We start from the raw sequence: 19,396 nt of genomic DNA, 5'->3' as shown, positions 1-19,396 counted from the left end.
GAACGGCAAACACACGAACGCGAGCGGCCAACACGCTGGCGGGGGCGGCAAAGTTGGGGCAGCGCCCTTTCGTGAGCCGGGGTGCGCAAGCTTTGCGTGGAGGGCCCGGGAGTGCGCAGGTTTTGAAGGGGGCGCGGCGGGTTTCTGCCGTCGTAGGGCGCGGGCTTTCCAAACGGAGCACGGCGGGTCGGGCGCGCGGGCATTTCCAGCCAAGCCACGGCGGGCTTTGCGGGAGCGGTCCGCGCCAGCGGACCGCTCCCGGGAGTTGGGGTTCATCCCGTCGCCTGCCCATGCCCTTATCACTTCAGCCCGGGCCCGCAACCCTCCTCCCTGCCGGCGGCCGGGGATACAAAGCTTGCGGGCCCGGGCTGAAGTGATACCGCTTCCGGAGGCGACGGGATGAACCCCAACTCTCTCAACCCAGCCACCCACGCAACCGCAGCTTGAGCTGCAGACCCCCCCCTTCATCCTGGAGCCTGCCGGTCCGGCGAGGACTCTTTTGCTTTTCCTCGCTCGGCTTGGGTCGGCTCGGCTTGGGTCGGGTCGGTTTGAGGCAGCAACGGACGCGCGCGGAGCGCGCTGTGTGCCCGCCCCCACCCCGATCGCGCAGTGTTCAACGGCCGCCGCACCGCGTCAAGGCGGGAAAGATGCCTTGACCCGGCACGTCGACCGCTGAAGGCGCAGGGGATCGGGATGACGGCGGGGCTGCGGGCGGGGCGGCTCGCTTTGCGTTGCCGGGTGGCGGTTGTCGAGGTGGTGCGGGCTCGCTTCGCATCGCGGGGGTGGCTCAGACCGTTGGCAGTTGTTTCCGTACTGAAGTGATGTGCTCGGCGATCAGGCTGTGCAGCGCCTCGGCTTCCCCGGCTGCCAGGAGGTCGCAGATCCGCGAGTGCTCCTCAAGGATGATTCGCGGCCGGTCGGGGTTGTCGTGGCGTAGCGCGGTGTGGACCATCCGCAGTTGCCGGTCGCGCAGGCTCGAATAGAACTCGTCGAAGAGGGCGTTGCCCGCGGCATTCACGAGGGTCGCGTGGAAATCCCGGTCCAGCGCGGTGAATTCCGGCGCCTGCTCGGGATACGACAAGGCGTGCTGCTTCTCCAGCACCTCCCGCATCGCCGAAGCGACTTCCGCCGCGTGGCCACTGGCGATCACCTTCGCGGCCGCATGGCGCTCGAGGAAGATCCGTGCTTCGGCGATGTCCTCGGCTTCGCTCGCCGAGACCGGCACGACGAGCGCGCCCCGCTTCGGGTACAGGCGCAGCAAGCCCTCCGCCGACAGGCGCAGGAACGCTTCGCGCACCGGGGTCCGGGACAGCTGGATCTCGTCCGCGACCTCGCCCTCGCTGATCAGCCTGCCGCCCTCGAACCGGCCGTCCAGGATGCGGTCCTTCGTCCACCGGTACGCGCGGTCGCTGGACGAACCCTGTGAGCGGTCCCTCGTTGACATGCGCGCATCGTATCGGCGACGCTGATAGATACAAGATAGATGCAACGCGAGGGAGTGTCGTGCGCAAGGCGTGGTTCATGTGGGGGCTCGGTGCCCTCTGCTATCTGACAGCGCTCTTCCACCGGATGAGCCTGTCCGTAGCGGGCCTCACCGCGCAGGAACGCTTCTCGATCGACGCCACCGGGCTCGCCGCGTTTTCGGTGGTGCAGATGGTTCTTTACGCGCTGCTGCAGGTGCCGGTCGGCGCCGGGGCGGACAGGTTCGGGCCGCGACGGCTCCTGCTTGCCGGGATGGCGTTGATGGCCGCCGGCTCCACGGTGTTCGCGCTCGCCACGGCGTACCCGCTCGCGATGACCGGCCGCGCGCTGATCGGCGCCGGGGACGCGTTCCTGTTCGTCAACGTGGTTCGCTTGGCGCACAACTGGTTCCCCGGCAGGCGGTTCGCGCTCGTGTCCGCGCTGACCGGGATGATCGGCGGGCTCGGCCAGCTCATCGCGACGGCGCCGCTGACCGCGTTGCTCGGCACCTTCGGCTGGACGAAGTCGTTCCTGGCCGCGGGCATCTTCACCGTGGTCCTGCTCGTCGTGGTTTCCTTGCTGCTGCAGGAAAGCCCGCACGGCAAGGTGGCGCCGGTCGTCAGCGACGAACCGCTGCGCGTGAGCCTGCGCCACGCCTGGAAGAACCGCGGCACCCGCCATGCCATGTGGACGCACTTCACGCTGATGGGCACCTTCGTCTCCTTCACCGCCGTGCTCGGCCAGCCGTACCTGGTCAGCGCGCAGGGGCAGACGCCCGGCGGCGCGAGCACGCTGCTGACCGTCGTCGTGCTCGGTTTCGTGCTGGTCAGCACTGCCGCCGGACAGATCGGCTCCCGGCGGCCCGACCTTCGAGGGCGGCTCGTCGCGACCGCGGCCACCGTGAGCGTGCTGTGCTGGGTGGTGCTCGTCGCGGTGCCCGGCCCGCTGCCGACCGCGGTGCTCGCGCCCGCGCTGTTCCTGATCGGCGCGGCGGGCGGCGTGAGCATGCTGGCCTTCGACCTCGCCCGCACCTCGAACCACGGGCACCAGGGCGGAATCGCCAGTGGGATCGCGAACATGGGCGGCTTCAGTTTCGCCGTCATCGCGGAACTCGGCGTCGGAATACTGGTCGACGTGCTGGGCGGAGACGCGCTGGCGCACCGACTCGCGTTCGGGGTGGTGCTGGTGATGGCGCTCGCCGGGACGTTCCGGCTGTTCCGGTTGCACGGCCACGCCGGCGTCCAGCCGCGGCGTGACCAGGTGCTGGAACCTGTTGCCTGACCACAAAAACGGCCCCGGCAAGCGATTGCCGGGGCCGTTCTCGGGGCTAGCGGGGGAAGCCGGAGGCGCGCCAGGCGCCCGGCCCGTGCTGCAGCGGCTGCCGCAGCGCGCGGGCGCGGTTGGCCCACTCCGAACGCCGCGCCGGGGGCGCCGCGTCGGCGGGGGCGGACGCCGCGGCGACGAGCACCGCTGTCACCGCCGCCAGTTCGGCATCGTCCGGATTCCCTTTGACAATGCGGAGAAAAGGCCGTTTCTCGTCAGTCATGGCAGCGCCTCACAGGGGAATGTTGCCGTGCTTCTTGGGCGGCAAGGTCTCCCGCTTGTCGCGCAGCATCGACAGCGCGCGGGTGATGTGGCCGCGGGTGTGGGCCGGCGCGATCACCGAGTCCACGTAACCGCGCTCCGCCGCTTCGTACGGGTTCAGCAGCGTGTCCTCGTACTCCTGGATCAGCTCCGCGCGCAGGGCCTCGACGTCCTTGCCCTCTTCGGCCGCCTTCGCGAGCGTCTTGCGGTGCACGATGTTCGCCGCGCCCTGCGCGCCCATGACGGCGACCTGCGCTGTCGGCCAGGCGAGGTTCAGGTCCGCGCCGAGGTGCTTGGAGCCCATGACGTCGTAGGCGCCGCCGTATGCCTTGCGCGTGATGACGGTGACCAGCGGGACGGTGGCCTCGGCGTAGGCGTAGATCAGCTTGGCGCCGCGGCGGATGATGCCGTTCCACTCCTGGTCGGTGCCGGGCAGGAAGCCGGGCACGTCGACGAAGGTGAGCACGGGGACGTTGAACGCGTCGCAGGTGCGCACGAAGCGGGCGGCCTTCTCGGAGGCGTCGATGTCGAGGCAGCCGGCGAACTGCGTGGGCTGGTTCGCCACCACGCCGACGGCGTGCCCGTCCACGCGCCCGAAGCCGACGATCACGTTGGGGGCGAACAGTTCCTGGACCTCGAGGAAGTCGCCGTCGTCGAGCACGCGGGTGATGACCTCGTGCATGTCGTACGGCTGGTTCGGCGAATCCGGGATGAGCGTGTCGAGCTCGCGGTCGGTTTCGCTGACGCTCTCGGCGATCGAGCCCTCGGTGGGTTCGGGGGAGTCGAACACCGGGGCGTCGGAAAGGTTGTTCGAGGGCAGGTAGGAGAGCAGCTCCTTGACGTAGGCGATCGCGTCTTCCTCGTCGGAGCCGAGGTAGTGCGCGTTGCCCGACTTGGTGTTGTGCGTGCGCGCGCCGCCCAGCTCCTCGAAGCTGACCTCTTCACCGGTGACCGTTTTGACCACGTCCGGCCCGGTGATGAACATGTGCGAGGTCTGGTCGACCATCACCACGAAGTCCGTCAGCGCCGGGGAGTACACGTGCCCGCCCGCGTTCGCGCCCATGATCAGCGAGATCTGCGGGATGACGCCGGAGGCCTGGGTGTTGCGGCGGAAGATCTCGCCGTAGAGCCCCAGCGAAACGACGCCTTCCTGGATGCGCGCGCCGCCGCCCTCGTTGATGCCGATGATCGGGCGGCCGGTCTTGATGGCCAGGTCCATCACCTTGACGATCTTCTCGCCATACACCTCGCCGAGCGAACCGCCGAAGATCGTCACGTCCTGGCTGAACACGCACACCGGACGTCCGTCCACAGTGCCGTAACCGGTCACGACGCCGTCGCCGTAGGGGCGGTTCTTCTCCTGCCCGAAGTTCGTCGAGCGGTGCCGGGCCAGCTCGTCCAGCTCCACGAACGAACCCGGGTCCAGCAGCAGGTCGATCCGCTCACGCGCGGTCTTCTTGCCCTTCGCGTGCTGGCGCTCCACCGCGCGGGCCGAGCCCGCGTGCACCGCCTCGTCGTAGCGCAGATACAGGTCGGCCAGCTTCCCGGCCGTGGTGTGGATGTCCGGCTCGTCCGCTGGTGGCGTCCCGATGGGCTCCGTCGCGCTGCTCATGATTCCGCAGCTTAACCACTGACAACCCACCTCGCGTGTGGCGTCAGACTCATCCCCGCGCGGAGTATTGCTTTCGGAGCGCTTCCATGCGGTCGGCGGGCCAGGGGCAGCGGATGTCCCCGTGCACGGCGGCGAAGAACAGCTCGAGCTGGGTGTGCCAGGCCGCCAGCGCGGTGGGGGCGAACTCCGCCAGCCGCTCCGGAACGGTCTGCGTCAGTTCGACGCGGTTGCCGAGCGCCGGGTCCGCGAAGAGTTCGAAGCGCACGACCCCGGCTGCTTTCCCTTCGTGGAGCCATTCGTACTCCAGCAGCCGCGGCGCCTCGGCCTTCGTGACCTTGCCCGCCTCGACGTAACCGTTGGTGGCGCGAAGCGGCGGCTCGTCGCCCGGCTTTGGTTCGCTGCCTTCGACGAGCGTGCACCAGATGTCGTCCAGCGGCTTCCACACGAGGTCCCGCGCGAAGCGGATTTCGCCATCGGCATAGCGGCCCGCGCCGAGGCCGAAGACGTCGATGTAGTGCTCCATCGCCGGCATCCACTCGGTGAACGGCTCGGCTTCGCGATCTTCCAACCGGGCCTCCAGCGCGCCGAGACAGTGGTCCCAGCCCGCGGCGTTGCGGCCGGCCGACAGCGCGCCGACGCCCCCGCCGCCGAGTGTCTGGGAGAAGTGGAGGACGCAGCCCTCGCCGTCCGGCACCAGTTCGAACCGCAGCACGTCCTGGTTCCAGGTGAACGAATAGACCTTGGGCGGGTCCAGTTCGAGGATCTCGCCGTGACCGACGACGTCCACCGGAGCCTCTTCGGGGAAGGCGAACCGGATCGGCGCGCCGATCCGCAGCTCCGTCTCCACCAACGCCGGGAACCAGTGCTTCAGCTCGCCGGGTTCGGTGATCGCGCGCCAGACCTTCGTCACCGGATGCCGGAAGCGGCGCTGGAAGCGCACCACGTTGCCTGCGGGTTCGAACTTCGCGTCCACTACTCGCTCCCTTCGTCGAGATGCCGTTCGAGCGCGTCGAAACTCGCCTGCCAGAGCGCGCGGTACGGCGCCAGCCAGTCGTCCAGCTCGGCCAGCGGCTGCGGGCGCAACCGGTACCACCGGCGCTGCGCCTCCTGTCGTACCTCGACCAGGCCCGCCTCGCGGAGCACCTTCAGATGCTTCGACACCGCGGGCTGGGTCAGGTCCAGGCGCTCGACCAGGTCACCGACCACTCGCTCGCCGGTGCGGAGCAGGTCGAGGATTTCGCGCCGCCGGGGTTCGGCCAGCACCTCGAACGTTGATGCCACTCCAGGAATATAACCCACTCGGCATATTGCCTGTCAAGGGCGCTGGAACCGGCCCGGCGTGACGCCGTAGTAGCGCTTGAACCAGCGGGTGAGGTGGCTCTGGTCGGCGAACCCGGCGGCCGCCGCGGCCTGTGCCGGGGTGTGGCCGTCGGCCAGCAACCGCCGTGCGGCGCGAAGGCGAAGCTGGCGCTGGTAGTCGCTCGGCGCCATGCCGTACGCCGCGACGAAGCCGCGATGCAGCGCGAAGCGGCTACACCCGGCAGCTGCCGCGAGGTCCTCCGCGCGCATGTCCTCGGCGAAGGACGCTTCGAGGATTTCGCGCGCGCGGCTCACTTCGCCCGGCAATTCCCGCGTGCGCAATGGGCGCGTGGAGCCGCGCCGCACCAGCGCGCGCACCGTCGCGGCGAGAGCTTCGTCTTGCGCCAGACGGCTTTCGCCCTGCAATGCCGTGTCGAGGGTGCGAAGCGCGTTGGCGAGGACGGGGTCTTCCAGCACCGGCTGCGTGAACAACGGCAGCCCGGCCGGACGCTCGCTCGCGTCGCCGAGCTGGTCGGTGATCAGCTCCGGGCCGATGTGGATCATCCGGTACGTGAACCCGGCCGCGACCGCGGACTGCCCGTCGTGCGGGTCGTCCGGGTTCAGCGCCATCACCATTCCCGCCGCGCTCGTGCGCCCTTCGCCGCGGCAGGTGAACGCCTGCGCGCCGGTTTCGGTGACGCCGAAGGAGTAGGTCTCGTGGCTGTGCCGGTGGTAGACGTGCTGCTCGAAATGGGCGTGCATCACTTCGAGCCGGCGGTCCGGAGCCCGCCAGTACTTCGCCCAGTCGTTCCGCACGCCTTCATTGTCCGCACGAGCGTTCAAGACGGCGAGTGCCGGCTGGCGGCAGGCTGTTTCCCATGCAGGGCAAGACGAAGATCGCCGTCGTGGTCCGGGACGACCTCGTCGGCTGGCAGCAGCTCAACGTGACCGCGTTCCTGGTGAGCGGCGTCGCCGCGCGTTTCCCCGAGACCGTCGGCGAGACCTACGAGGACGCGTCGGGGCAGGAGTACCTTCCGATGTTCGGCCAGCCCGTGCTGGTCTACGAAGCGGACGCCGACGCGTTGCGCGTGGCTCATCGGAAGGCGCTCGACCGCGATCTGGCCGTCGCCGTCTATACCGAGGAACTGTTCGCGACCGGGAACGACGTCGACAACCGGGCCGCGGTCCGCGCCGTGGAGACCGAGAAACTCGCCTTGGTCGGAATCGCCGTGCACGGTCCGCGGAATGCGGTGGACAAGGCGCTCAAGGGCCTTTCTCTGCATTCTTGAGCAGCCCGTCCAGCAGGAGCTCCAGACCCCGGCCGAATTCCTCGGCCGGGGTTATTCCGCGTGCCGACCGGGCGGTGTTCCGCAGTACCGGATACTCGTCTTCGGGCAGCTCAGCGAGGGTATCGGTGCCCGCGCCCGCCAGCGGGCTGAAATACCCGGTCTGCGTCGCGCCCATCAGGTAGCTCAAATACGCGCGAAAGGCGATCACGCGTTTTTCGCCGGTGAACCCGGCTTCGGTGAGCACTTCCAGGACGACTTCGCCCCATTGCCGCGAACCGGTGGACAAATGGCGATGGGTGAGCAGGAGCGGTACGACCGCCGGGTGTTCGCTCACGGCCATCCGGAACCGCTCGGCCAGTAGCGCCAGCCGCCGGCGCGCGGAACCCGTCGCCGACAGATCCAGCGGCATCGAGTGGAGCACCACGTCGACGATCAGGCCTTCGAGCTGTCCGCGATCGGTGACGTAGCGGTAGAGCGACATCGTGCCCACGCCGAGCTCCTTCGCCACGGCGCGCATGGAAAGCCCGTCCAGTCCGTCGCGGTCGAGCACCGCCAACGCGGCGACGGCGATCTGACTGTGCGTGAGAGAGCGGGGGCGTGGCATGGCGGTTGACAGCGTACAACATACGCGCATAACGTCGTAGGCGTGCGCTGTACGCCTACGAAAGGGGCTTCGATGACGGCCACGTTCACGCCGGGAAGCGTTGTCGCACCGGCGAAACTGATCTCGGTGACCGGGGAGACCGTGCCCGTTCCCGACCCCGATTGCCTGGTCCATCTGCAGTTCCGGCGATTCGCGGGCTGCCCGATCTGCAACCTCCACCTCCGCTCGGTGGCCCGCCGGCACGACGAGATCGAGGCCGCCGGTGTCCGGGAGGTGGCGTTCTTTCACGCGCCGGCCGCCGAACTGCGCCCGCACGTCGCGGAGTTGCCCTTCGCCGTCATCCCTGACCCGGAACGGCGGTACTACCAGGAATTCGGCGTCGAATCGGCGCCGAGGGCGCTGCTCGACCCGCGTGCCTGGGGCGCCATCGTGCGCTCGATCCTCACCGGCTTGCTGCGCGGAGATCCTTTCCCCGCGGCGAAACCGCACGGCGGCAGGCTCGGGCTGCCCGCCGATTTCCTGATCGCGCCCGACGGCCGGGTACTCGCCGCGAAATACGGCGCGCACGCCGACGACCAATGGCCCGTCGACGAACTGCTCACCATCGCGAGGAGCGCCGGATGACTTCGGGCTCGCGCACTCTGCGGCGGAGGTGTTCGGCTGGGCGCTGGAGTACGCGGCCGAAGCCGAGCGCTCCGGCTGGGATGAGCTGTGGACCACCGAGGACCACTTCGTCCCCGCGGTGCAGAGTTCGTCGGCGCTGACGCTGGCGGCGTTCCTGCTGGGCCGCACGCCCCTGTCGGTCGGCACCGGTGTGTGCGTGCTGCCGAACCACCATCCGGTCGCACTCGCCGAACAGGCCGCCGTGCTGCACCACCTCAGCGGTGGTCGGTTCACCCTCGGCGTCGGCCGGGGTGTGCCGCGGGCCGACCTGGAAATCCTCGGGACCGGGATGGCGGGGCACGAGGACACCGAGGAATCCCTGACGCTGTTGGCGAACACCCTGCGCGAAGGGAAGGCAGCCGGAGTCGGTCCGCGATACGAGTTCGGCGAAGTGCAGCTCGTCCCCGACGCGCCGGAGCGGGTGCCGCTCGTCCAGTCCGCGGCGAGCCCCGCGTCGGCGCGGCTCGCTCTTTTTCCGGTGGACGACGATTCGGAGGTCACGCGCAGAACTCTGATCAACCCATGCGCGCGTCCTTCCGGGTTGCCCGTCACGTGGTGGGTGCGCGCGGGTTGAAGGAGCACGGGGAAGAGCTGGGTGTCGGCCGGGTGATGTTGCTGGTCGAAGGAACCTCGCGCGAGCGGACGCTCGAGCGCATCCGCCGCGCGGGCGAGCTTTTCGTGCGCTGAGTGGTCGCTGGAAAACTTTGGGTGAAACCGATGAGTTTCGCGCTCCCCTCGGGTCTGCCTTTGAACGGCCTCGCCCCGGAGGGAAGCAGAAATGAGTTTCGCCAAGACCCGGTTGGACCGGATGCACGACGTACTGGCCCGGCACGTCGAACGGGGGGAGCTGCCGGGCCTGGTCACCGTCGTCGCGCGGCACGGGGAGGTGCGGGTCGACGTGCTGGGCAGGCAGTCGTTCGACGGGGCGCCGATGCAGCGGGACACGATCTTCCGGATCAGCTCGATGACGAAACCGGTCACCGCCGTCGCGGCGATGATCCTCGTCGAGGAGTGCCGGCTGCGGCTCGACGACCCGGTGGACGACCTGCTGCCCGAGCTGGCGAACCGGCAGGTGCTGACGAGCATCGACGCGCCGCTGGCGGACACCGTGCCCGCCGAACGGGCGATCACGGTGCGGGACCTGCTCACGTTCCGGATGGGGTTCGGGCAGCTCACGCCCCAGGGTGAGGTGCCGCCGATCCTGCGCGCCGCGCGGGAGGCGCGGGTGGCGGTGGACGTGCCCGCGCCGGCGCACACCCCCGAGCCGGACGAGTGGCTGCGCCGGCTGGGCGAGCTACCGCTGATGGCGCAGCCGGGGGAGAAATGGCTCTACCACACCGGGGCGGACGTGCTGGGGGTGCTGATCAGCCGGGTCGCCGGGCAGTCACTGCAGGGTTTCCTGCGGGAGCGGCTGTTCGAGCCGCTGGGTATGCAGGACACGCATTTCGGTGTGCCGCCGTACAAGGCCTCGCGGTTCGCGACCAGCTACTGGATGGACGGCACGGTGTACGACGAGCCGGACGGGCAGTGGAGCCGGGTGCCCGAGTTCCAGTCCGGCGGGGGCGGTCTGGTGTCCACTGTGGACGACTACCTTGCGTTCGGCTCGATGCTGCTGAACAAGGGGAAGCACGGCAGGGAGCGGATCCTGTCCCGGCCCTCGGTGGAGCTGATGACCACCGACCAGCTCACCCCGGCGCAGAAAGCGGTTTCCGGGTTCTACCCCGGTTATTTCGACTCGCGCGGCTGGGGGCTGGGCATGTCCGTGGTGACCGCGCGGACGGACATCTCGGCGGTGCCGGGGACGTTCGGCTGGGACGGCGGGCTCGGCACGTCGTGGCTCAGCGATCCGCGGGAGGACCTGGTGGCGCTGATGTTCTCGCAGCGTGCCGGGTTCCCGCAGTTCTCGCCGCACTTCCGTGACTTCTGGACCGGGGTGTACCAGGCCTTGGAAGACTGAACTCGAGCGGCTTCAGCCGAACGGCACGACCGATTTGGTCAGTTGTCCGCGCGCGACGGTCCTGCCCGCGCACTCCGCGACCACGGACAAGAACGCCAGCCGTTTGCCGCGCCGGTCCAAGGTGCCGCGCAGCTCGACGCGTTCGCCGGTGGGGGCGGCCGCGATCAGCTGGGTGGAGAGGGCGTGCGTGATCGCGTGCTCGTCGGTGGCCAGCTGGGGGAGCAAGGCCAGGTACGCGGCCACCTCCATCGCCGTCTGCAGCGCGGCGGCGTGCACCCCGCCGGAACCGTTGTCGGCCAAGCCTTCGACGGTGAACCACACCCCCGCCGGCGGGTCGGCCTCGTCCAGCAGACGCACCCCGACGCGCGCCTGAAGCGGCACGGTCAGGACCAGTTTGGCGCGGTCGAGCAGGGCTTCACCGGTGAGCAGCACGGCTCCGACTCTGGCAGTCTCCGGTGAACGGGAGGTGGCCTGGCCTGTCGGGTGAGCCGCAGCCATCTCAGGACTTCGGGCGCGCCCGGACGTGGATGCGTTCACCCTGTGGCCCGAACAGGCTGAGGAACTCCACCGGCCGGGCGTTCGCGCTGCCGAACCAGTGCGGCAGGTGCGTGTCGAACTCGGCCACCTCCCCCGGGCGGAGCTCGAAATCCTGCTCGCCGAGCACCACGCGCAGCCTGCCGTTGAGCACGTACAGCCACTCGTACCCCTCGTGCGTGCGTGGGTCGGGCTGCTGACGGCCGCCGGGCAGGATCATCTTGTACGCCTGCACCCCGCCCGGCCTGCGGGTGAGCGGGATGAACGTCATGCCGTCGCGGTGGATCGGCCTCGGGTACACGCGCGGGTCGCCGGTGGGCGGGGCGCCGACCAGCTCGTCCAGCTGCACCTGGTGCACCTGGGCGAGCGGCAGCAACAGTTCCAGCGTCGGCCGGCGGCTGCCCGACTCCAGCCGGGACAGCGTGCTCACCGAAATACCCGTCGCCTTGGACAGGTCAGCGAGCGTGATCTCGTTCTGTTTGCGGAGAGCGCGCAGCCGGGGGCCGACCGCGTCCAGCACCGTGCCCAGTTCGTCCATCCGCCTAGTGCAGGATCGGCAAGTGAGTTTGTCAAACCGGCACGCTGGCGTCGTCTCTCAGCGTGCGAGCAGGTCCCGCAGCGCCTTGATCACCTCCGCCGGGCCCTCCTCCGCCATGAAGTGCCCGCAGGAAACCGTGCGGTGGTCGAGGTTTTCGGCCCACCGCCGCCAGAGCGCCGTCGCGTCGTAGCCGAGCGCGGCGCCCCAGTCCTGCTGCAGCACGGTCACCGGCATCCGCAGCCGGTTGCCCGCTTCGCGATCAGCCGTGTCGTGCGTGATGTCGATCGTCGCGGTGGCGCGGTAGTCGGCCACGATGGACGGCACGGCCTCACGCGACGCGCGCAGGTACTCGGCCCGCACGTCGGCCGGGATCGCGTCCGGGTGCTGGATCCACGCGTCGAGGAAGTGGCCGAAGAACTCGTCCGGCACCGCGCCGATCATCCGCTCGGCGAGCCCCGGCGGCTGCGCCATCAGGTACAGGTGGAAGCCGACGGCGGCGCTCGCCCCGTGCATCACGTCCCACATGTCCAGCGTCGGGAGCACGTCGAGCGAGGCGAGGTGCGTGATCGCGTCGGGGTGGTCGAGCCCCGCGCGGATCGCGACCAGCGCGCCGCGGTCGTGCCCGGCGAGTGCGAACTTCTCGAACCCGAAGGCGCGGGCGAGCGCCACCACGTCGGCGGCCATCGTGCGCTTGGAGTACGTCTCGCCGGTGTCCTCGGGCTTGTCGCTGTCGCCGTAACCGCGCAGGTCGGGGACCAGCACGGTGTGGTCCGTGGCGAGGTCGGCGGCCACGTGCCGCCACATCAGGTGGGTCTGCGGGAAGCCGTGCAGGAGCACGACAGGGTCGCCGGAGCCGGCCGCCGCCACGCTGAGGTGGACGCCGTCGGAGACCTGAACCCGCTGGTAGTCGAATCCGTTGAGCTGCATGTTCGCCATCCTGGGTGACGCCGATCAGCACTCGGTCAGCGTTCGCTGAGTACAGTTCGCGGCGTGTGGTTCGGGGTGCTGGGCCCGTTGGTGGCGGAGGACGAGCGCGGGCCGCTCGAGCTCAAGGGGCCCCGGCATCGGGCGGTGCTCGCGCGGCTGCTGATCGCGCGCGGCCGGGTGGTGCCGATGCACACCCTGGTGGACGACCTGTGGGAGCAGCCGCCGGAGGGCGCGGTCGGCGCCATCCAGACGTTCGTCGCCGCGCTGCGCCGCGTGCTCGAACCCGACCGTCCGCCCCGGACGCCCGCGCGGCTGCTGGTCACCGCCGCCCCCGGTTACGCGCTGCGCGCGGAGGATGTGGACGCGTGGCGGTTCGAGGCGGCGGTGGCTGAGTGCGGGCAGTTGCTCGCGCGGCGCAAGGCGGCGGCCGCACTGTCGCAAGTGGACGATGCGCTGGCGTGGTGGCGTGGCCCAGCGTATGCCGAGTTCGCCGACGAGCCGTGGGCGCGTGGCGAGATCTCCCGGCTGGACGAGCTGCGGCTGCTCGCGCTCGAACGTCGCGCGCAGGCGTTGCTGGACTTGGGGCGAGCTGCCGAGGCGGTGCCCGATCTGGAGGCCCACGTCGACGCGCATCCGTGGCGTGAGGACGCGTGGCGGCTGCTGGTGCTGGCCCGGTATCGCGCCGGGCGGCAGGGTGACGCGCTGGAGACGTTGCGGCGCGCGAGGCAGGTGCTGGTCACCGAGCTGGGCCTCGATCCCGGCGTTGAGCTGCGAGAACTGGAGTCCGACATCCTGGGGCAGGCGCCGCGGCTGAACCCCGTGGAGGCGCCGAAGCAGCGATTGGTCGCCCGGGCCGACGAATTGGGACAGCTGGCCCAAGCCGCCGACGGGGTGCTGGCGCGGGAGCGGCCGGCGTTGGTGCTGATCGCGGGCGAGGCGGGCGCGGGCAAGACGGCACTCGCGACGGCGTTCGCGGAGCAGCTCGAATCCCGTGGCTGGACAACGGTTTGGGGCGATAACCCGGACCACGAAGGCCTGCCGGCCGCGTGGCCGTGGACGCGGATCCTGGACAGCCTGCCGGGCCCCGCGCCCGTCCCCGAAAAGGTGGGCGATCCCGCGGTCGCGCGCTTTCACTGGCATCGCGCTGTCGCGGCGCGGCTCGCGGCGCACGCGCCATTGCTGGTGGTGCTGGACGATTTGCACTGGGCCGGTGAGGAAACGTTGGCGCTGCTGGCTTCCGTGCTCGGCGAGCAGGCCGGTCAGGTGCTGCTCGTGGGGACGTATCGCACCACGGACATTTCGCCGGAGCTCGCCGCGCTGCTGGGCCGGGTCGCCCGCGCGGAACCCACGCGGATCTATCTCGGTGGCCTGCGCCAGGACGCGGTCGCCGAGCTGGTGGAGGCGACGACGGGACGTACTGTGGACGTGGCCGCGGCGGCGGTGATCCACCAGCGCAGCGGTGGAAACCCTTTCTACGTAAGGGAACTTGCCCGGGTGCTGGCGGCGGGCGGCGCGGTGTCCACGGTGCCGGAAGGCGTGCGTGATGTCGTCCGGTACCGGGTGGGGGAGCTGCCCGAAGATGTGCGGGAGGTGTTGCGGCAGGCGGCGGTGGCGGGCACCGAGTTCGAGCTGGACCTGGTGCCGGGTGACCCGCTCGATGCCGTGGAAATGGCTGTGCGAAAGGGTTTCCTCGAGGAACGGGGTGCGCGGCGGTTCCAGTTCGCGCACGCGTTGGTGCGGGACACGTTGTACCAGGACCTTTCCGCGGCGCGCCGGGCACGATGGCACGAGGCCGTCGCTGAGCGCCTCGAACGGCTACGGCCGCAAGATGTCGAAGCGCTGGCGCACCATTTCGTGCTAGCGGAGAGTCCGCGAGCGGCCCGATACGCGCGGGCCGCGGCGGAACAAGCCGAAGGCCGGTTCGCGATGCACGAAGCCGCGCGGTGGTGGGCGGATGCGCTCGCGTTCACCAGCGTGGGCAGGGAACGTCTCGAGCTGATCATGGGCCTGGTCCGCGCGCTGGCGGTGACCGGATCGCTGGACAGGGCGCGGGAGTACCGCGCGGAGGCGCTCACACTCGCCGAGGAGCTGAGCGAGCCGGGGCTGACCGCTCGGGTGCTGATCGCCTTCGACGTGCCCGCGATCTGGACGGAGAACGACGATCCGGTGCTGGCCGGGCGGATCGTGGAGCTGGCCGAGCGGGTGTTGCCGGAGACCGAGGGTGTGATCCGGGCGCGGCTGCTGGCCACGCTCGCGCTGGAACTGCGCAACGTCGGCGGCGAACGCGCCCGTGCCGCCGCGCGCGAAGCCGAGTCCATCGCGCGTGAACTGGGCGACCCCGCTTCGCTCGCCTTCGCCCTCAACGCGCGGTTCATGCAGTCCTTCGAAAGCGCCGGGCTGGCGCCGGAACGGGCACGGATCGGGGCCGAGTTGGTCGAGTTGGCCGCGCGGAATTCGTTGGTGAGCTTCGAAGTTCTGGGGCACCTGATCCTGCTGCAGGCGCATTCCGCCCTTGCGGATTTCGGGTCCGCGGACCGGCATGCGGCCGAGGCCGACCGGCTGGGGGAGGACTATGGGATCCCGCTGGTCGGGGTGTTCACGCAGTGGTACCGGGCGCTGCGGACGGCCGTTTCGGGCGCGCCCGCGGAGGCCGCTTACCGTGCCGCGGCAGCGCGGCTTTCGGGGAGCGGAATGTCCGGATTGGACAATGGGATCCTGTCGTTCGCGTTGTACTGCACCGGTTTGGCGCCTGAGTCGGCGGACTTCGGTGCGTACACGCCGTGGTGTCGTCCCGGTGGGCCAATGCCGGACTCGCCGCGCGACTTGTTGTTCGAAGCCCGGACGTGCCTGCAGGCGCGGCAAGCTGTCGAACGCGGCGATGTGTCCACAATGGAGCGCCTGTATCGGGAACTCCTGCCGGCGGCGAGGGAATTGGCCGGTGCCGGGAGTGGGTTACTGACGCTTCCGCCGGTCGCCCATTACCTCGCCGAGTTGGCCGAGGCTTTGGGGCGTGACGGCGCCGAGCACCGCGCGCAGGCATCAGCGGTCGCCAAGCGGGCCGGGGCGCCACAGTGGATAGAACCCTGAGCGACGGCTCGGCGACGCAACGCAACGCAAGCCACCCCGCTGGCCGCCCCACCACCAACCGCCACCCGGCAACGAAAGCCGGGGGACACCCATCGACCACACCCCTCCACCGCCCCGATCCCCAGCCGTCTCTTGCGATCTTGACGCTGGGTCAAGGCATCTTTCCCGCCTTGACGCGGCGGCAAGATCGCGAACACTCAAAGATCGGGGCGGTGGTGGGGTGCACCCAGCGCGCGCTACGCGCGTCCGTTGCTGCTCCAACGCAAGATCAAAGCAAACCCTTACGCCGGCCGTCCCGCGCCGGCGAAATCGTCCCCGGCGATGTGGTACGTCGCGATCTGCACGGCCATCCCGGTGGTCGGGGCGTTGATCATCAGCCCGTTGCCGAGGTACAGCCCGACGTGGTGGATGAACGCCTGGCTGCCGTAGAACACCAGGTCACCCATCTTCGGCGCATCCGTGACCCGCGGTTCCGTGCGGTACTGCGAATCCGCCGTGCGGGGCAGGGAAACCCCGGCGCTGTCGTACGCCGCCTTCGTCAGCCCCGAGCAGTCGAAGCCTGCCGCGCCGGTGTCGGGGCCGTTGCCGCCCCACACGTACGGCAGGCCGAGCTGGTCGAGCGCGAACCGCACGGCGCGGGTGGCCGGGGCTGAAGCTGTTTGCGGCGCAAGGGAAAGCGCCGCGTACAACTGCGCGTTGCCCAGCACCTGCTGGCGGAACAGGTCCGAGTCGCGGTAGCCGTCGATCGCGTTCCACCAGCTTTGCCCGGACTGCAGGTTCACCCCGCTCGCGCACAACGCGCGGCCCGCCGCGACGGACGCGTCGTCGATGTCCTGGATGCTGCCGGTGCCCTTGGCCTTCTTCCACTCCTGCTGGGTCAGCTGCATCGGCCCGCTGCGCTGCTCGCTCGCGGCCTCACCCGCCGCACCCTGCAACGGAACTGCGCCCAGCGTCTTCGTCGTGACGCCGTCGGCGTTCAGCGAACCACCGCCGTACCGGCCGTGATCGGAGCTCGCCTTGCCGATCCCGGCCAGCGTGACCCACGAGAGATTGCAGTTCGGCTGCTCCTTGCGCAGCGTCAGCTCGCCGTTGGCGTAGCCGACGAGCGCCCGTTCCGGGATGTCCAGCGCGCCGCTCAGCCCGGCGGCCCACTTGTCCAGCTCGCTCGGCGCCTGCTCCTGCGGCGCCTGCGCCTCCACCGGCGCGCTGGCTTCGAGCACCGAAGGCCCGGCCGCGGTCGCGGCGTTTCCGGCGGGCTGGTCGTTCGCGGGCACGACGGCGACGGTCGGCGCCTGCTGCTGGGGCGAGCGCACCAGCAGCCAGGCCGTCGTCGCCAGCGCGCCGACGAGGATCAGCGCGATGAGCGCCCGGCCCGCCGCGGCGCGGCCCCACTTCCGGAAACGGATGGTCACTCTCCCAACACTAGGAGAAACTTCCCGCGAGTCCACCGATGTCCAACGAGTGGATCATCGGAGAGTTATTAATCTCCCTCTATGACCGAGATCAACGCCACCCGGCTGCGCGACCGGCTCGTCGGCCCGTACGCCGCGGTGGACGTGGTGCGCAGCACGGGTTCCACCAACGCCGACCTGCGGGAAGCCGCCGCGAGAGAGGCCACTGACCGCACCGTGCTGATCGCCGAGGAGCAGACAGCCGGGGTCGGCCGCCGCGCTCGCGCGTGGAGCTCGCCCCCGGGCACGGGCATCTACCTGAGCGTGCTGCTCCGTCCACGGGACGTCGGGTTCGCCGAGATCGGCTCGCTCACCGTGGCCGCCGCGCTCGCCGTGCTCGACGCGACGGACCAGCTGGGCGTGGACGCCGCGCTGAAGTGGCCGAACGACGTGCTCGCGGGCCCGGACAGGGGCAAATGCGCCGGGATCCTCGCCGAGGCGCTGTCGGTCGAGGAGCTCGCCGTGGTGCTCGGCATCGGCCTCAACGTGCGCCCGCTCGGCCGTGACGTGCAGCCCGCCGCGGGCGGGCTCGCGCCGACGTCGCTGGAGGAGTGCGGCGCGGCCACCACCGACCGCACCGAGATCACGGAGTTGCTCCTGTCGGCCTTCGCCGCGCGGGAAGAGCGATGGCGCGCCGCGGGCGGGAACCTGGCTCGCGCGGGGCTGCTCGAGGAGTACCGCCGCCGCTGCGAGACCCTGGGGCGGCAGGTGAAAGTCCTGCTGCCGGGGGAGAGCTCGCTGACCGGCACCGCGGTCGACGTCGACGACGCCGGCCAGCTCGTCGTCGAGACCGCCGACGGCAAGCGGCATTCCGTGTTCGCCGGGGACGTGGTGCACTTGCGGGCGGTAGGTTGAGCCCAGCAGCACAGCCAAGAATCGGAGCGTGTTCGAAGTGGCCTATCCCGACGACCTGCTGAGCGCGAACGAGCAGGTCATTGTGCACAGCCATCCGCACTTCAAGATGCTGATCTGGCCGGTGTTCTGGCTGATCGTGACCGTGGGGCTCGGCGCGTGGCTCAGCACGCTGGCCCCCGGGCTGACCGCGCCGTGGGACAACGTGGCGCTCATCGCCATCGTCGTGGTGGGCGTGCTGCTGGTCTGCTGGCTGTTCCTCGCCCCGCTGATCCGCTGGCGCACCACGCATTTCATCGTCACCACCGACCGGCTCATCGCGCGGGAGGGAGTGATCAAGCGCACCGGCATCGACATCCCGATGACCAGGATCAACAGCGTGCAGTTCGAGCACGGCCTCGTCGACCGGATCTTCGGCTGCGGCACGCTGATCATCGAGTCCGCCTCCGACGAGCCGCTGCGCTTCGACGACATCCCGGCCGTCGAGCGGGTGCACACGGTGATCTACCGCGAGGTCAACGACAACCCGTACGACGACTACGGCCCCGCCGACGGGCATCCGCAGCAGCGGGGCAGGCGCTGACATGGGCACGAGGGAAATCGGCCTGCCGCAACGGGTTCCCGGCACGGGCCTGCCTGCGCGCGTGACGATCTGGGAGGTCGGGCCGCGTGACGGGCTGCAGAACGAGAAGGCGATCGTCCCGGTCGCTGTGAAGCTCGAGTTCCTGGACAGGCTGGCCGAAGCGGGCTTGACCACCCTGGAGGCCACCAGCTTCGTCTCCCCGAAGTGGGTGCCGCAGCTGGCCGACGCCGAGGAGCTGCTGGCGGGGCTGAACAAGCGCGAGGGCGTGCGTTACCCGGTGCTGGTGCCCAACGAGCGCGGCCTCAAGCGGGCGCTCGAAGCGGGCTGCCCGGACATCGCGATCTTCGGCAGCGCCACCGAGACGTTCGCCCAGCGCAACCTGAACTCGGGGCTGGAGAAGCAGTTCGAGATGTTCGAGCCGGTGCTGGCCGGCGCGAACGGGCTGAACGTGCGGGCGTACCTGTCGATGTGCTTCGGCGACCCGTGGGAGGGCCCGGTGCCCGCCGAGCAGGTCGTACGGGTCGGAAAGCGCTTGCTGGAGCTCGGCTGCACGCAGCTCTCGCTCGGTGACACGATCGGCGTGGCGACGGTCGGACAGGTCGAGGGCCTGCTCGCGGCGTTCGCCGATGCGGGGGTGCCCGCGGACAAGCTCGCCGTGCACTTCCACGACACCTATGGCCAGGCGCTGGCCAACACGGTGGCCGCGCTCCGCTGTGGCGTGTCCACAGTGGACTCGTCGGCCGGTGGGCTCGGCGGCTGCCCGTACGCCGAGTCGGCCACCGGCAACCTCGCCACCGAGGACCTGTTGTGGACGCTCGAAGGCCTCGGCATCGAGCACGGGGTCGACCTGGACGCGCTGGTGAAGACGAGCGCGTGGATGGCGGAGCAGCTGGGCAGGCCGAGCCCGTCCCGGGTGGTCCGCGCGCTGGCGGGCTGAAGCCGCTCGGCCCCGCCC

General features: G+C 70.1%; 19 protein-coding genes and 1 pseudogene. 9 read left to right on the top strand and 11 right to left on the bottom strand.

Features of this window, described 5'->3' with window-relative positions; all coding sequences use genetic code 11:
• Positions 1 to 787 precede the first annotated feature (787 nt).
• Positions 788 to 1,444 carry a GntR family transcriptional regulator gene (locus FPZ12_RS21800; protein WP_144758893.1) on the bottom strand — a complete coding sequence of 219 codons (657 nt, stop codon included), beginning with the start codon at positions 1,442 to 1,444 and terminating at the stop codon, positions 788 to 790.
• A 59-nt stretch (positions 1,445 to 1,503) separates the two neighbouring features.
• On the opposite strand from FPZ12_RS21800, the gene FPZ12_RS21795 reads away from it, so the two are divergent.
• On the top strand, positions 1,504 to 2,742 hold the full coding sequence (locus FPZ12_RS21795; protein WP_243769958.1) for an MFS transporter: 1,239 nt from the start codon (positions 1,504 to 1,506) through the stop codon (positions 2,740 to 2,742).
• A 46-nt stretch (positions 2,743 to 2,788) separates the two neighbouring features.
• Here the strand turns inward: FPZ12_RS21795 and FPZ12_RS21790 are convergent, their stop codons facing one another.
• Genes FPZ12_RS21790 through FPZ12_RS21770 form a run of 5 tightly spaced genes read right to left on the bottom strand, consistent with a single transcriptional unit; the run spans position 2,789 to position 6,772 of the window.
• A complete protein-coding gene (locus tag FPZ12_RS21790; RefSeq protein ID WP_144758890.1) occupies positions 2,789 to 3,007 on the bottom strand; it encodes an acyl-CoA carboxylase subunit epsilon in 219 nt (72 codons plus the stop codon).
• Between the two features lie 9 nt (positions 3,008 to 3,016).
• On the bottom strand, positions 3,017 to 4,657 hold the full coding sequence (locus tag FPZ12_RS21785) for an acyl-CoA carboxylase subunit beta (RefSeq protein WP_144758887.1): 1,641 nt from the start codon (positions 4,655 to 4,657) through the stop codon (positions 3,017 to 3,019).
• A gap of 49 nt (positions 4,658 to 4,706) precedes the next feature.
• The gene (locus FPZ12_RS21780; protein WP_243769957.1) at positions 4,707 to 5,630 is read right to left on the bottom strand and encodes an SRPBCC family protein; all 924 of its coding nucleotides are present in this window, start codon (positions 5,628 to 5,630) and stop codon (positions 4,707 to 4,709) included.
• Positions 5,630 to 5,938 (bottom strand): ArsR/SmtB family transcription factor, encoded by a 309-nt coding sequence (locus FPZ12_RS21775; protein WP_144758884.1) that lies wholly within the window; start codon positions 5,936 to 5,938, stop codon positions 5,630 to 5,632. The genes FPZ12_RS21780 and FPZ12_RS21775 overlap by 1 nt, the downstream gene beginning before the upstream one ends.
• A 33-nt stretch (positions 5,939 to 5,971) precedes the next feature.
• On the bottom strand, positions 5,972 to 6,772 hold the full coding sequence (locus tag FPZ12_RS21770) for an AraC family transcriptional regulator (protein ID WP_243769956.1): 801 nt from the start codon (positions 6,770 to 6,772) through the stop codon (positions 5,972 to 5,974).
• A gap of 62 nt (positions 6,773 to 6,834) precedes the next feature.
• Here FPZ12_RS21770 and FPZ12_RS21765 point away from each other — a divergent pair, with 62 nt between their 5' ends.
• A complete protein-coding gene (locus tag FPZ12_RS21765; protein ID WP_144758881.1) occupies positions 6,835 to 7,245 on the top strand; it encodes a DUF2000 domain-containing protein in 411 nt (136 codons plus the stop codon).
• On the opposite strand, the gene FPZ12_RS21760 is transcribed toward FPZ12_RS21765, so the two are convergent.
• On the bottom strand, positions 7,220 to 7,849 hold the full coding sequence (locus FPZ12_RS21760; protein ID WP_144758878.1) for a TetR/AcrR family transcriptional regulator: 630 nt from the start codon (positions 7,847 to 7,849) through the stop codon (positions 7,220 to 7,222). The two genes, FPZ12_RS21765 and FPZ12_RS21760, sit on opposite strands and share 26 nt — an antisense overlap.
• Before the next feature lie 72 nt (positions 7,850 to 7,921).
• On the opposite strand from FPZ12_RS21760, the gene FPZ12_RS21755 reads away from it, so the two are divergent.
• The 3 genes and pseudogenes from FPZ12_RS21755 to FPZ12_RS21745 all read left to right on the top strand — a co-directional run bounded on the left by FPZ12_RS21755 (position 7,922) and on the right by FPZ12_RS21745 (position 10,469).
• A complete protein-coding gene (locus FPZ12_RS21755; RefSeq protein WP_144758875.1) occupies positions 7,922 to 8,473 on the top strand; it encodes a peroxiredoxin-like family protein in 552 nt (183 codons plus the stop codon).
• A gap of 22 nt (positions 8,474 to 8,495) precedes the next feature.
• Positions 8,496 to 9,086: pseudogene (locus FPZ12_RS21750) on the top strand (LLM class flavin-dependent oxidoreductase); the annotation flags it as partial.
• 204 nt (positions 9,087 to 9,290) lie between these two features.
• The gene (locus tag FPZ12_RS21745) at positions 9,291 to 10,469 is read left to right on the top strand and encodes a serine hydrolase domain-containing protein (protein WP_144758869.1); all 1,179 of its coding nucleotides are present in this window, start codon (positions 9,291 to 9,293) and stop codon (positions 10,467 to 10,469) included.
• 12 nt (positions 10,470 to 10,481) lie between these two features.
• On the opposite strand, the gene FPZ12_RS21740 is transcribed toward FPZ12_RS21745, so the two are convergent.
• The 3 genes from FPZ12_RS21740 to FPZ12_RS21730 all read right to left on the bottom strand — a co-directional run bounded on the left by FPZ12_RS21740 (position 10,482) and on the right by FPZ12_RS21730 (position 12,468).
• Positions 10,482 to 10,901 (bottom strand): PaaI family thioesterase, encoded by a 420-nt coding sequence (locus tag FPZ12_RS21740; RefSeq protein WP_166462857.1) that lies wholly within the window; start codon positions 10,899 to 10,901, stop codon positions 10,482 to 10,484.
• Positions 10,902 to 10,968: 67 nt separating this feature from the next.
• Positions 10,969 to 11,541 (bottom strand): helix-turn-helix domain-containing protein, encoded by a 573-nt coding sequence (locus tag FPZ12_RS21735; RefSeq protein WP_144758862.1) that lies wholly within the window; start codon positions 11,539 to 11,541, stop codon positions 10,969 to 10,971.
• 57 nt (positions 11,542 to 11,598) lie between these two features.
• On the bottom strand, positions 11,599 to 12,468 hold the full coding sequence (locus FPZ12_RS21730) for an alpha/beta fold hydrolase (RefSeq protein WP_144758859.1): 870 nt from the start codon (positions 12,466 to 12,468) through the stop codon (positions 11,599 to 11,601).
• Positions 12,469 to 12,531: 63 nt separating this feature from the next.
• Between FPZ12_RS21730 and FPZ12_RS21725 the strand changes: the two genes are divergently transcribed.
• A complete protein-coding gene (locus FPZ12_RS21725) occupies positions 12,532 to 15,555 on the top strand; it encodes an ATP-binding protein (protein ID WP_144758856.1) in 3,024 nt (1,007 codons plus the stop codon).
• Positions 15,556 to 15,836: 281 nt separating this feature from the next.
• Here the strand turns inward: FPZ12_RS21725 and FPZ12_RS21720 are convergent, their stop codons facing one another.
• Positions 15,837 to 16,967, bottom strand: a complete 1,131-nt coding sequence (locus tag FPZ12_RS21720; RefSeq protein ID WP_243769955.1) for a C40 family peptidase — start codon at positions 16,965 to 16,967, stop codon at positions 15,837 to 15,839.
• Between the two features lie 81 nt (positions 16,968 to 17,048).
• Between FPZ12_RS21720 and FPZ12_RS21715 the strand changes: the two genes are divergently transcribed.
• From FPZ12_RS21715 to FPZ12_RS21705, 3 genes are read left to right on the top strand one after another with little or no spacing between them, the layout of a single operon-like run.
• Entirely contained in the window at positions 17,049 to 17,861 is an 813-nt protein-coding gene (locus FPZ12_RS21715; RefSeq protein ID WP_144748301.1) for a biotin--[acetyl-CoA-carboxylase] ligase, read from the top strand.
• 37 nt (positions 17,862 to 17,898) lie between these two features.
• Complete coding sequence (locus FPZ12_RS21710) at positions 17,899 to 18,441, top strand: PH domain-containing protein (RefSeq protein ID WP_144748308.1); 543 nt, start codon at positions 17,899 to 17,901, stop codon at positions 18,439 to 18,441.
• A 1-nt stretch (position 18,442) separates the two neighbouring features.
• On the top strand, positions 18,443 to 19,378 hold the full coding sequence (locus tag FPZ12_RS21705) for a hydroxymethylglutaryl-CoA lyase (RefSeq protein WP_144748300.1): 936 nt from the start codon (positions 18,443 to 18,445) through the stop codon (positions 19,376 to 19,378).
• Positions 19,379 to 19,396: the final 18 nt, after the last annotated feature.

Source organism: Amycolatopsis acidicola (genome assembly GCF_007713735.2).
Classification (GTDB): domain Bacteria; phylum Actinomycetota; class Actinomycetes; order Mycobacteriales; family Pseudonocardiaceae; genus Amycolatopsis_E; species Amycolatopsis_E acidicola.
Note: the sequence above shows the minus strand (reverse complement) of the source record. Positions and strands in the feature narration are given on the sequence as shown.